The 12,722-nt window shown below is 41.0% G+C and carries 14 protein-coding genes; 7 read left to right on the forward strand and 7 right to left on the reverse strand.

Annotation, left to right across the window (positions count from 1 at the left end):
- Positions 1–7 precede the first annotated feature (7 nt).
- The 3 genes from GTQ34_RS07990 to GTQ34_RS08000 are packed head-to-tail and all read left to right on the forward strand — an operon-like array spanning position 8 to position 2,353.
- Positions 8–364, forward strand: a complete 357-nt coding sequence (locus GTQ34_RS07990; RefSeq protein ID WP_166523246.1) for a hypothetical protein — start codon at positions 8–10, stop codon at positions 362–364.
- Positions 365–682 (forward strand): antibiotic biosynthesis monooxygenase family protein, encoded by a 318-nt coding sequence (locus GTQ34_RS07995; protein WP_166523247.1) that lies wholly within the window; start codon positions 365–367, stop codon positions 680–682.
- Positions 683–685: 3 nt separating this feature from the next.
- Positions 686–2,353: a glycerol-3-phosphate dehydrogenase/oxidase gene (locus GTQ34_RS08000; protein ID WP_166523248.1), complete on the forward strand. Its 1,668-nt coding sequence runs from the start codon at positions 686–688 to the stop codon at positions 2,351–2,353.
- Here GTQ34_RS08000 and GTQ34_RS08005 read toward each other — a convergent pair.
- Entirely contained in the window at positions 2,350–3,675 is a 1,326-nt protein-coding gene (locus tag GTQ34_RS08005; protein WP_166523249.1) for a serine aminopeptidase domain-containing protein, read from the reverse strand. The two genes, GTQ34_RS08000 and GTQ34_RS08005, sit on opposite strands and share 4 nt — an antisense overlap.
- Before the next feature lie 123 nt (positions 3,676–3,798).
- Between GTQ34_RS08005 and GTQ34_RS08010 the strand changes: the two genes are divergently transcribed.
- A complete protein-coding gene (locus GTQ34_RS08010; RefSeq protein ID WP_166523250.1) occupies positions 3,799–4,551 on the forward strand; it encodes a LytR/AlgR family response regulator transcription factor in 753 nt (250 codons plus the stop codon).
- A 1-nt stretch (position 4,552) separates the two neighbouring features.
- On the opposite strand, the gene GTQ34_RS08015 is transcribed toward GTQ34_RS08010, so the two are convergent.
- Complete coding sequence (locus tag GTQ34_RS08015; RefSeq protein WP_166523251.1) at positions 4,553–5,554, reverse strand: NAD(P)H-dependent glycerol-3-phosphate dehydrogenase; 1,002 nt, start codon at positions 5,552–5,554, stop codon at positions 4,553–4,555.
- A 123-nt stretch (positions 5,555–5,677) separates the two neighbouring features.
- On the opposite strand from GTQ34_RS08015, the gene GTQ34_RS08020 reads away from it, so the two are divergent.
- Positions 5,678–6,604, forward strand: a complete 927-nt coding sequence (locus tag GTQ34_RS08020) for a nicotinic acid mononucleotide adenyltransferase (RefSeq protein ID WP_166523252.1) — start codon at positions 5,678–5,680, stop codon at positions 6,602–6,604.
- A 95-nt stretch (positions 6,605–6,699) separates the two neighbouring features.
- On the opposite strand, the gene GTQ34_RS08025 is transcribed toward GTQ34_RS08020, so the two are convergent.
- A complete protein-coding gene (locus GTQ34_RS08025; RefSeq protein ID WP_166523253.1) occupies positions 6,700–7,545 on the reverse strand; it encodes a helix-turn-helix domain-containing protein in 846 nt (281 codons plus the stop codon).
- 134 nt (positions 7,546–7,679) lie between these two features.
- Here GTQ34_RS08025 and GTQ34_RS08030 point away from each other — a divergent pair, with 134 nt between their 5' ends.
- Both GTQ34_RS08030 and GTQ34_RS08035 read left to right on the forward strand, forming a co-directional pair.
- Entirely contained in the window at positions 7,680–8,654 is a 975-nt protein-coding gene (locus GTQ34_RS08030) for a phytanoyl-CoA dioxygenase family protein (RefSeq protein ID WP_166523254.1), read from the forward strand.
- Between the two features lie 81 nt (positions 8,655–8,735).
- Complete coding sequence (locus GTQ34_RS08035) at positions 8,736–10,277, forward strand: SulP family inorganic anion transporter (protein WP_166523255.1); 1,542 nt, start codon at positions 8,736–8,738, stop codon at positions 10,275–10,277.
- Positions 10,278–10,304: 27 nt separating this feature from the next.
- Here the strand turns inward: GTQ34_RS08035 and GTQ34_RS08040 are convergent, their stop codons facing one another.
- The 4 genes from GTQ34_RS08040 to GTQ34_RS08055 form a co-directional block, all read right to left on the reverse strand.
- Positions 10,305–10,832, reverse strand: a complete 528-nt coding sequence (locus GTQ34_RS08040) for a DinB family protein (RefSeq protein ID WP_235914991.1) — start codon at positions 10,830–10,832, stop codon at positions 10,305–10,307.
- Between the two features lie 90 nt (positions 10,833–10,922).
- Positions 10,923–11,417 carry a YciI family protein gene (locus tag GTQ34_RS08045; protein WP_166523257.1) on the reverse strand — a complete coding sequence of 165 codons (495 nt, stop codon included), beginning with the start codon at positions 11,415–11,417 and terminating at the stop codon, positions 10,923–10,925.
- A 137-nt stretch (positions 11,418–11,554) separates the two neighbouring features.
- Positions 11,555–11,908 carry a YciI family protein gene (locus GTQ34_RS08050; RefSeq protein WP_166523258.1) on the reverse strand — a complete coding sequence of 118 codons (354 nt, stop codon included), beginning with the start codon at positions 11,906–11,908 and terminating at the stop codon, positions 11,555–11,557.
- Between the two features lies 1 nt (position 11,909).
- On the reverse strand, positions 11,910–12,719 hold the full coding sequence (locus tag GTQ34_RS08055; RefSeq protein ID WP_166523259.1) for an META domain-containing protein: 810 nt from the start codon (positions 12,717–12,719) through the stop codon (positions 11,910–11,912).
- Positions 12,720–12,722: the final 3 nt, after the last annotated feature.

Raw genomic sequence — 12,722 nt, forward strand, 5'->3', positions numbered from 1 at the left:
AATTAAGATGTCCAGAGACGAAAAACTGAGGGAAAGATGGGATTTGTTGGTCGAAAAACTATCCAAACAGTTTTCGGATGGCGACCCTTTGGAAATAGATGGTATCATTTATTTGGTCGGGGTACAAGAATTGGGCAATTTCCATAGAGGTTTTAAGAAGGACGAGAAAATAAATCTGATGCATGTCGCCATCTGTAGATTATTGGAGCCTTATGGATATTACGATTTTGATTTTTTTGATGAGGATGGGTGGCCCCATTTCAAAATAAAGGAGCAATTACCGCCTTTGAAGGCTGGAGAGCAGTCCGTCCTAATGAAAGAAGCATTGGTGAATTACTTTTTAGAGAAAAAATATATCCCTTGAATGGAACTACAAAATCCCTATTATGCCGTAATTTTTACCAGCATCCGAACCGAGGGCGACCACGATTATAACGAAATGGCAAATAAGATGGTTGACCTAGCCAGACAACAACCTGGTTTTTTGGATGTTGAAAGTGCAAGGGATGGATTGGGAATAACGGTTAGTTATTGGGAAAGTTTAGAGGCCATTGCCCTTTGGAAGTCCAATGTGGAACACCAAATAGCACAAAAAAAAGGTATACGGAGTTGGTATTCATGTTACAGAGTGCGTATTTGTCGCGTAGAACGGGACTATGAGTTCAAAAAAAACAAAAAATAGCATATGGAAGAAAATGTCAGATTTTCCAATCTAAACCGAGCAAACATAATTGAAAGAGCCTCGAAGGAGTCGTTCGACCTTGTGGTCATTGGTGGAGGAATTACCGGAGGAGGTATCGCTTTGGATGCGGCTTCTCGTGGACTAAAAGTAATTTTGTTGGAAAAAGGGGACTTTGCTTCGGGTACCAGCAGTAAATCAACTAAGCTCATCCATGGTGGACTCCGATATCTGAAACAATTTGATTTTTGGCTGGTGAAGGAAGTGGGCTCCGAAAGAGCCATTGTGCATAAGCTGGCCCCACATCTGGTATTGCCAGAAAAAATGTTACTGCCCCTAATTGAAGGCGGGTCCTACGGTAAATGGCTCACCTCGATCGGTTTAAAGGTTTATGACATTCTTGCTCAAGTCACGGGAGAGGATAAACGTCAGATGTTGGACAAGAAAGAAGCCTTGAAGCTGGAACCTCTTTTACCAAAAAAGATTTTGAACGGAGCAGGGTACTACGCAGAATACCGCACAGATGATGCCCGGTTGACATTGGAAAATATTAAGACCAGCTTAAAATATGGGGCACAGGCTCTGAACTATGCTCGGGTTACGGACTTCATTTATGATGATGGCATGGTTGCAGGAGTAAGAGTGCACGATGAAACGTCAGGAAAAGAATTTGAGATAAATTCAAAATATGTAATCAGTGCTGCAGGACCCTGGGTGGATGAGCTTAGAGCCATGAACAATTCCAAAAAAGGCAAGCGTTTGCATTTGACCAAAGGGGTACATTTGGTTTTTCCAAAAGAAAAACTACCTGTAAAACAGTCAGTGTATTTTGATATTCCCGATGGCCGGATGATGTTCGCCATACCAAGAGGCAAGGTCACCTATGTCGGAACCACGGACACCAATTACAATTTGGACAAAGATCACGTTACCACCGACATCGCAGATGCCATCTATTTAATATCTGCCGTAAACAATATGTTCCCAAAAATCAATTTGGAGTTGGATGATATTGTATCGTCATGGGCCGGATTAAGACCCTTGATTCATGAAGAGGGCAAGTCAGCGTCAGAACTTTCCCGAAAGGATGAAATCTTCACATCAGAATCTGGATTGGTGAGCATCGCTGGAGGAAAGCTTACTGGGTATCGAAAAATGGCAGAGCGTGTGGTCAATCGTATTGCCAACAAGTTGGAAGAAGACCATCAACAAAAGGTAAAAGGCAGTTCTACCGATAAAATTCCTCTTGCTGGAAGCGATTTCAGAAAGTTTAAACATGTCAAAAAATATATTGCAGAAGTATCTGAACGTCTCAATAAAGAGGGGTTCTCGGAGTACGATGCGTGGTATTTGGTAACCACCTACGGTAAGCAGACTGAAAAAATATGGGATAATTATCTAACATTAAAGAAAAACGATTCCCAAGAACGGATGATTCGGGCTGAGGTGCAATTTTCCATCGCCCACGAAATGTCGTTGAATCCATTGGATTTCTTCATAAGAAGAACAGGACGGCTTTATTTCGACATTGATAGCATAAGACAGTACATGGGGCCCGTTTTCGAAGAGTTCAAGACTGCTTACGGATATAATGAAGCACAAATGAAAGAATTTAAGGAAAAGTTGGAGGAGGAATTGGATATCCATTCCAACTTTTCCTTAGAACGGAACTAGTTGTTTAGACCAACTATATCCTGTGCCCATTTAATGATTAGGTTAATGGTGCCTTCGTCCCATTTCCCTGGTTTTCCCTCAAAGGAGTTTTTAGGACTTTCGTGGATGGTGTTCCAGTGATCAAGTCCCGGATATTCATACAAAATATGGTCATTATGCCCGTTTCTTTTCAATACTTCGATGATCATGTGATTGTCAAAGGCAGACATGATCCAGTCGTGTTCCCCACGTAGAATACGAATGGGGACTTTTATTTTTTCCCACTGACCGGCCAAATCAATATCCTGTAATTGTTGATAATATGCCACGGGGCGACCATACATATGGGCTGGAGCATGATAATTGTATTCCGCTAGGGCAGGATAGGCATCGACCACTTCCTGATAGGTCTTTTTTTCGATCAACATCCCATAGTAAAGTGGAAAATAGTACTTGTTCATTTTTTCAACAATTTCCGATTCGGTGTTCCCTTGAAATTGAAGTATACGTCGTTCAATTTCCAACATGTGCTCAAACCAGGTCTTGAAAAAAGTGCCATCGGAAATAACCCCGGCTAGATTAAATTCGTTGGCCAACATCGGTGCTAGGGCACTACCCATGCTGGATCCATAGGCCACAATTTTTGAAGTATCCACATAGGGTTTGGACTTTAAACTTTTTATAGCGGCACGATATCCCTCAAGGTCGGTAAGAAAATCGGAACTACCGCAATCTCCATCACTGTCACCAACTCCGGGCTTTTCAATACGCATAACCACCATTCCCGATTTTTCTACCAAATCTTTAATAGTCTGTACCCAATTTCCGCTACGCCCTGGATAGGTTTCAATACTGGAACAGCTAAGACCACCAATCAAAACAATGGCAGGTTGTTTGCCCGCTTTTTTGGGCCTGGTGATTATGGTACGCTGAGTAATGCCGTAGGGACTGGTCACTTCTTCATAAAAGGTATCCAATCCATCATGTGTTTCCTTTGGTCTAGGTTTCAATTCCACAATGGCCTCAACGCGATTGGCTCCGCGTAGTGCAACAATCCTGGTTGGATTGTTGGCCCTTAGGCCATAAGAAACATCCGTCCAGACCTCATCGTCTTTAATCAACCGGCCGTCAACTTCAATAATAATATCTCCGGTTTGAAACCCTGCTTCTTCCAAAACACTTTTAGGATTTATTTTGATGATTTCCGCTCCCGGTCTCTCTGTTGTCGGGGAATTTATGGTGGCCTCCCATGAACATCGTCTGCCTAACATTTGGGAATGCATGGGCAGGAGCACCAATATGAAAAGAACACCTGTTAATAAACTTTTGTTTTTGAGTTTCATGTATAAGGATTTATGATTTCCTTAAAACTAGAATGTCTATTTTTAGAGACAGGTTAATTTATATGAAACGCGCAGCTTTTTATATCAAATTGCCCTGATCAATGACTTGTAGTCTCCTTGGATATGAAATCGAGCGACCGTTTTTACATTTTTAATTCAAGAATTGCGACCCACGTCCTCTTTTGGTTGTTTTATTATGTTCTTTTTGGCCTTATTTGGGTCGGGGACAAAGGATACGTGGCCTCTTTTTATTTGGAATTCATACTCTTGCCCATCCGTATTTTGGCTGTTTACATAACCATTTATTTTCTGTTGCCGCAGTTTTTGTTGAAGAAAAAATATGCCCACTTTTTGGTAGGTTATGGAATCACTTTGCTGGTTGGAGGATTTATGCAACGGGTGTTTATCCATTTTTTTTATGAAGAACTCTTACTGAACGATACCAGTTCGGGATTGTTCAGCATTATGATGTGGGTAAGGGCCATTGTACTAATCAATACAACTGTTCTTTTCGTTCTTGGGGTTAAGTTATTTCAGTTATGGTCCATGGAACGGGATAAAAACAAGGCCCTGGAAAATGACATTCTGGAAATTAGGGCCAACCGAAAAACCCATAGGGTTTCTATCCAGGAAATACTTTATGTGGAAGGATTGGGGAACTATGTCACCTATCATCTTGCCGATGATAGCAAGATAACCAGTTATGGAAGTATAAAAGGGGCCCTCCAACAGTTACCCAACAATTTTAGACGCGTTCACAAATCCTACATTGTGAACAAGGAACATATAAAATCCTATGATGCCATGAGCATAGACATTCAAGATAGGACTATTCCTCGGGGCAAAAGTGTTTCGGATAAGATATTGATGCCCTAGACTAATCCAGTTTTTCCGTCAATTTGGCGAAGACTTTTTTTGGGTTCTTACCCTTGTACAAAATGCTATACACCGCATTTATAATGGGAGTTTTGGATTTTTTCTTTAGTTTTTCCATGAGCAGGTGCGCACTTTTGGTCGCATAATAACCTTCGGCGACCATATTCATTTCCATCATGGCACTTTTTACAGTGTATCCCTTGCCGATCATGTTGCCGAACATACGATTTCTACTGAAAGTGGAATATCCAGTAACAAGGAGATCTCCCAAATAAGCAGAATTATTGATGTTCCTTTTCATTTTGTATACGCGATCTATAAAGCGTTTCATTTCACGGATGGCATTACTCATCAAAACGCTTTGAAAGTTATCCCCGTAGCCCAAACCATGGGCAATTCCCGCCGCAATAGCATAAATGTTCTTTAACATTGCGGCGTACTCCGTTCCAATGATATCATCAGAAATTTTGGTACGGATGTAATCACTTTCCAAAACTTTGGCCACTTTTTTGGCTTTATCGTCGTCAGCGCAAGCAATGGTAAGATAAGACAGTCGCTCCAAGGCCACTTCTTCAGCATGGCATGGACCTGTGATTACTCCAATGTTTTCAAAGGGGATTTTATATTCATCGTGAAAATGTTCTCCAACAATTTTTCCGCTTTCTGGAACAATTCCCTTGATGGCAGAAAAAATAATCTTGTCTTTTAGGGAAACTGTTAGACTTTTCAACTCATTCTCTAGGAAAGCCGAGGGAATGGCAAAAATTAGGACATCTGAATCCCTAATGGTTTTGTTGATGTCATGGCTTAAGGCTAATTTTTCAACATCAAACTCCACAGCGCTTATATAATTGGGGTTGTGCCCCTCATTTTTTATATGCCGAATTGCAGATTCGTTCCGCATGTACCATCCGACCGTATCCAAGTTCTCCGAAAGCATCTTTACCAAAGCGGTGCCCCAGCTTCCACCTCCCAATACGGCAAAACGTAATTTTTCCCTCATAGTGCCAATTTAGCGATTAAAGCTAAAAAATATATTTGACCCAAATTTAATCATTGATTTTCAGATAGTTAAAAACATTGGCATGATGCTTGAAAAGATATGGTTGAACCAAAATATCGAGTTATGAAAATTGGAAAACTACACTTTGGACTACTATTTTTTGGACTTTTATTGAGCTCTTGTTATACGGAAGTGATTGTTGAAGATGATATTATCGTAGAAGAGACACCGTTTAATGCAGCACTGTTCTTGGAGTCTTACGACCTATGGTATGTGGACATCAATGCGACCAAGGGCAATGGTGAGGTTCCTTTTTTACAGCAAGCTTTTACCATTTCATTTAAAAATGGGGTGGTGTATGCCAACAATAATTTGGTGGGCATTGGCAAAACAGGGAATGGATTTGGAATAGACGTGGGATCTTATGCCACTCTTTTGGGGGCTGTAGAAATTGATCATGACATAGATGGAATTTGGCTATTGGATATATCTGCCTTGGACAATGGTACGCTGGAATTTTATGAACGTAGCTCAAACACCTCTTATATTTTAAGGGGATATCAAAGAAACAGTTTTGATTACGATAGGGTCTTTTACGACAATATGCATTATTTCTTACAGGAGTATTCGGTTTGGGAAAAAACCTATACCAGTGAAGTAGGGGCACTGAATGATTTTGACGACGAGAATTATATTCAGTTTATCTCTGGGGCGGAGATTGGTGTTTTTAGGTCTTCGATAGATGCAGTGGGAATCCCTTTGAATGCTTTGAAATGGGATTACGAGGGCAACTACCAAGTATTTGATGTAGCCAATTACCCGACCTTGAAAACTTTAACGCTGGATTATGACTTTTTGGGCAATGATTATTTTGAATTGTACGTTATTGATGATAGTACTATTGAACTGTATCACACGGCAAGTGGCACTGCGTATGAATTCACAGGAAGGGGCTATCAGCAGTACTTAAAATCGGGAGGCACGACATCAAAAAAACGAGTAAAGCGCAACAACCCGGTAATGAATGTGACAAGACAAAGAAAAATGTAAGGAAAATAATTAGTGTTCGACTATACAAACAAGTTTTTTGGTTGGTTATTTAGTTAAGAATCGCTTTGGGCACTTTAGCTTGAAGCGATTCTTTTTTATCGGGTTTGATTGCTCTTATAGGCTGAAGGGTTTTCACCACTTATCTTTTTAAAAGTCCTATTGAAATAGGACAAGCTTTCAAAACCACATTCATAGCAGGTTTCGCTTATATTTCTGCCTGAAAGCAAAAACCGCTTTGCCTGTGTTATACGGTATTGGTTTAAAAAATTGGTAAAGGTACTTCCGGTGGACTTTTTAAAATACCTACAAAATGCCTCCTTTCCAAGATTGACCAATTTGGCGACCTCTTCCAACTTGATTTTTTGTGAGTAATGTTCATCAATATAGGAATAGACCCTTTGCAGACGCAGTTGCTGTTTTGCGGCTTTATCGTTGATGATTGGTTTGGAGTGCAGCAATTCAAACTCAGCGCTTTTGGCCAATAGTTTTAGAATGCGAAGAATTTGCAAGAATTGTTCAAAGGTATTCATCCTGTGCAATTGCTTCATCTGATTTCCAACAGTCTCCTTGGTTTCCCCTAAAAAAGCAATCCCATGCTGCGACTTCCCCAACAACTCATAAACGTCAATGAGCTCTTCAATTTCATTAAATATTTTTTCTTTAAATGAAGCACTGATGTGCAGCACCTCTTTTCTATAGTCTGTTTTTATGCCATAATCAAAGTTCAGGTGTGGAATGTTGGAACCTATCAAAACCAGATCACTTTTCTTAAACGCTGATATGTGACGTCCCACATGTCGTGTGCCATTGGCCCCTTCAATATAAACCAATTCAAATTCGGGATGAAAGTGCCAAAAGAACAGGTCGTTAAGTTTTGGGTTATGCAAAAGCCGAAAAGAACTTTTATCATCTGGCCGAATGTTTTCCAATTGAATTTTCACTTTATTGTTTTAAATGACTTGAAAATAATCAATATAAATCAATATAATTCAAATACTGGTCAATAGTAAGGTAGATGAAATGTACAAAGGCGACTAGTTTTGAATCACGGACATTAAATTAAAGAGGTAAGAAAATGGCACAGAAAAAGATGAAAATGGAAATGGCCAACAAAGCACATGAAGAAATTCCAGGAAATCCATCCACGGCAACCAGTAGTAAGATAAAATTGAACGATAGATCAAACGGAAAGACTTTGAGGGTACTTTCTGAACAGGATTGGGATTTTTGGATTGAAAATGGATACGTTGTCATAAAAAATGCTGTCCCAAAGCATCAAGCGAAGGCCACGGCAGATTTTTTATGGGAGTTTGACGAAAAGGACCCCAACGATGCCAACACTTGGCACACACCACCTCGAGCAGAAATGAAAATGAAAGAGTTAACAGGAACCGGAATGGTAGAGGTCTACAACCATCAACATTTATGGAACAACAGACAAACACGAAGGGTGTATGATGCTTTTGTGGATATCTGGGGGACCGAAAAACTATGGGTGACCATTGATCGGGCCAATTTAAACTTTCCACAACGGCCGGGCCAAAATAAAAAAGGATTCATCCATTGGGATTATGATCCCGAAACCCGACCACAAAATGTGCAGGGTGTTCTGGCCTTGGCAGATCAAACGGATGAAAATATGGGAGGGTTTCAATGCATCCCTTGGCTTTATCAAAATTATGATACTTGGAAGCTCACCCAACCTGAAGACCGGGACCATTTTCAGCCAGATATTACAGGGCTGGAGGATAAGATTGTAAAAGTGAAGATGGATGCCGGGGACCTCCTTATCTTCAACAGTACTTTGGCACATGGGATCAGGCCCAATAAATCGGGCAACAAGGTGCGGATAGCACAATATATTTCCATGATGCCAGCCGAAGAGGACAACAAACAACTGCGGGAATGGAGAATCAATTCATGGAAACACAGAATCGCACCAGAGGGCTATGCTTTTCCCGGAGACCCCCGAAATTGGGAACGCGATAAATACAATACCGCAAAATTAACCACACTTGGCAAGAAGTTATTGGGGTTGACCAACTGGTAGATCATGAAATCCTTAAAAATCATCCCTTCGTTGGTCTCTCTGATTGAATAGCCCTATTTTTGCCGGCTTCAACACAAAGCCATGAAAAAGTATCTTAATCTCTTTGACTTCTCACAGAAAGTAAATTATCGTACTGAAGTATTATCTGGACTGACAGTGGCGCTGGCCCTGGTCCCTGAGGCCATAGCCTTTGCGTTGATAGCAGGATTATCTCCTTTAACTGGATTATATGCTGCCTTTGTGATGGGATTGGTCACATCTATTTTGGGCGGTAGACCTGGGATGATTTCTGGCGCCACTGGAGCGGTTGCCGTTGTAATTGTAAGTTTGGCAAGGGATTATGGCGTGGAATATGTTTTCGCAGCAGTTGTTTTTGCCGGCATGCTGCAGATCATTGCTGGTCTGTTGCGTTTGGGAAAATTGATGCGTTTAGTGCCCCATCCCGTAATCTTTGGATTCGTCAATGGATTGGCCATAATCATATTTATGTCACAGTTAGATCAATTTAAGACTTTGGATGGAAGTTGGCTCACTGGAAGCACTTTGTATATATTTTTGGGATTGGTACTGCTTACCATGTTGGTTATCTGGGGACTTCCTAGGTTGAGCAAAGTGGTTCCTGCGTCTTTGGCGGCCATATTGTTGGTATTTGGAATCGTATTTTTCTTTAATATAGAGACTAGGACCATCGGCGATATAGCCTCCATACAAGGAAGCTTTCCTCCTTTCCATATTCCTGATTTGCCTTTTACCTTGGAAACCCTGAAAATTATATTTCCTTATGCGGCCATTGTGGCCGGGGTAGGACTCATTGAAAGTTTATTGACCTTGAACATTGTGGATGAAATCACAGAAACCCGTGGTCGTGGAAACAAGGAAGCTGTAGCCCAGGGAACCGCGAATATTCTCTCTGGTCTTTTTTCAGGGATGGGCGGCTGTGCCATGATTGGGCAAAGTCTGATTAATACTTCCAATGGTGCCAGAGCTAGGTTATCTGGGATTGTGGCGGCCGTGATGCTGTTGGCTTTTATTATGTTCGGTTCCAGTTTAATAGAAAAAGTGCCGATGGCTGCATTGACCGGTTTGATGATAATGGTGGCCTTGGGCACTTTTGAATGGGCCAGCCTCAGAACTTTTAGACGAATGCCAAAATCAGATGTACTGGTGATGATTTTGGTAACCTTGGTGACCGTGTTCCTTCACAATTTGGCTTTGGCCGTTTTGGTCGGGGTCATAATTTCGGCGTTAGTATTCGCTTGGGACAATGCCATTCGCATTCGTGCCAGAAAAAGTATTGATGAGGATGGAGTGAAACACTATGAAATCTATGGGCCACTCTTTTTTGGAAGCACTACCCTTTTTGCCGAAAAGTTTGATGTGCTCAACGACCCAGATGAAGTGGTTATTGATTTTGCCGAAAGCCGTGTAGTGGATATGTCCGCGATAGAAGCTGTAAATAAAATTACGGAGCGTTACCGAAAAGTAGGCAAAAAGGTACATCTGAAGCACCTCAGTAAAGATTGTATTCGACTCCTTAAAAATGCGGACGACATCATTGAGGTAAACATGTTGGAAGATCCAACCTATAAAGTGGCAGTTGACAAAATCTGGCCGTATAAGTAAGGAAGAAACAATCGGTATTGTGGCCAATCAATCCCTTAACCTTCCCGAAAAAACACTCACTTTGGGATTTTTGGGATTTCCGGTGATTCTTCTGAGCAGTACAATTTGGCCTGTGTGGTACATGCAGTCCGAAAGCATGCCATTTATCATGTTCCAATACGGATACACGGATTCCCTATCCCCATTTTGGAAAACAACGTTACACTGCTCGAATTCCTCGGCCTGCTTGCCTCGAATTTTGTCACTGGCCAATTTTATATTCCCCAATGTGCTTTTGCGAACTTCCTCGAATGAAAGTTCAGGGGGATTTTCCAGTCGGATGTTTGGATTTCCATCAGCGGCGTTCAAAATCATTTTGGACATGGTGTGTATGTGCTTCAAAGTTTCCTTGCTGGTCCTTGCCCCTTCAGAAGGGCTGTAATCCAAATCCTTTTCAGTCAATCCCTCGGTGGCCCAATAATATCGAAATCCGAGTGCATCTATCATTCGGGCAACAACATTACCAGGCCCAAAATCTTCAGGATATTCTGGTATTTGATAATATGGAAGTTCCATGTCCTGTGCTTGGGAGTTCAGCACTAATGTAAAAAAGAAAACAACACTAAATTTTTTTGATAAACGAAGATTTTTCATGGTAAAATAGAGCTAATCGACAATCGGTTTTTTGGTAAGGGTAAGCCCTATTTCATTAACTTCCATGAGGGCTGCAGTGCCATACCATTCTTTCAACTCCATAACCAGACTGCCGGCTTTAATGGCAGGATCGGTTTCTGTGAGCTTTTTGGCCTCTTCCACGGAATCTACATTAAAAATGTAAATGCCACGAAGGTCATCGTTGCCAAAAAACGGACCGGCCAGCACCAGTTTTCCTTCTTCGGCCATTTTCCCAATGTTGCGCAAATGGGCTGCTTGCAGGGCATTGGCTTCTTCTTTTGGCAATGATCTATTGGGTCCTCGTTTCAAAAAAGCAAATACATATTTCTTCATTCCGTAGTCATCAGCCCCATATTTTTTGGCTTTTTCGGCATTGTACACCACTTCATTGGCATTATTGGACTTTGTTTTTTCTTCTGATGGAGATTGTGCATGGATTGCAGCACAAAAGACCCAAAAGAGAATGAAAAGAATTTTTGTTTTCATGGGCTGGTTGATTTTTAGGTGTTGTAGAAATCGAAAATAACCTTTAAAAAATCACCTTTTTTAGTAGATTCTGTTAAAAACAAGTTGTTAAAAGTTAAAAATAATAGCGTATTCCCCTCCCTTTGGTCTTATCTAAGTCAATCGATGCATCCTTTGTAAAAAACATCAAAAGGATGCACTTCCACATTAAAAAGTTCATTTTGTATCGCAACATCTTCATGCAACAGTGTTTCGGCTGCTTTTAGATCAGAAGCTTTAAAAACAATCATTCCCGTATCGCTGTATCGGGCCCCCACAACAATGGTACTATCTTTACGTAGTTGTGCAAGAAACGCTGAGTGTTCTTTAAAAAATTGTTGTTCCATCGGCTCAACCTCCATATTCCATGAAGCGCCCAAGGTGTAAAGCGCAACAAAATGGGGGATTTCTACTTCTGACTTTTGTGCCTGTGCCATCAATGGAAGAATAAGCAATAGAATGATTTTTTTCATATCAATCTGTTTTTTTGAATTGCAATAAGGGTTGTTGGCTTTCATCGTATAAGTAAAGCTTGTTGTCTTCGATGTGATAGGAAACCACATGTGGCAACAGTTCCAAGAATTCGGTCTCCAGCTTAAGGTTTGGACAGGCCATTTTAGTGACCATTGCTTCTGAAAAGCGTAGCGCGTCCTTTTCAAAAGTTATCCCTCCGGCCATTCTGTTGCAACCGGCCATACCTGAAAAACGATTGGTCCTGGTATCGATTTCAAGAAAGGGTAAATCCTTTCCCTTAACGTTCATTGTCGAGAGCTGTTTTCCATTTATTTTATGAAGCACCCACATATCATGCAGTCTGTAATCTATCACATAAGAACCACATCCTTCCAAAATGGTGGCTGTGTTCTTATCCGTGTCTTTATAGGAAATGGTCACGGTGTATGGAGATTTCTTGTTGGTAATGGAATCGATACATTCCTTTTGGGCAATAATAATATCTATTGCAGCAGCGTCATTCTTAATGCGATACATTCTAAGGTTGGAGCCATCCAAAGTTATGGGTTCCGTAAGTGCAGCCGTCGACTGCATTTCGTTCATATCCAGTTCAAAATGGTCTTCGAACAGTTTTAGGTCCCACAAGGGTTCAGAGCCATTGGCCTTAAAGCTACTTTTGTCCAAAATCACTTTTTCTGTGTCATTCGCTTTGGTTGGGATAGTGTCTTCTACAAGAATGTCCTCTATGGTCGGTTCTTTAGGCTCCTTTTTTTTCTCGACACAGTTTGCCATAAGAGTTATGGAACAAACCAAAACAATTATATTTTTCATGAT

It is taken from the genome of Flagellimonas ochracea (assembly GCF_009903685.1).
GTDB classification, from domain to species: Bacteria; Bacteroidota; Bacteroidia; order Flavobacteriales; family Flavobacteriaceae; genus Flagellimonas; species Flagellimonas ochracea.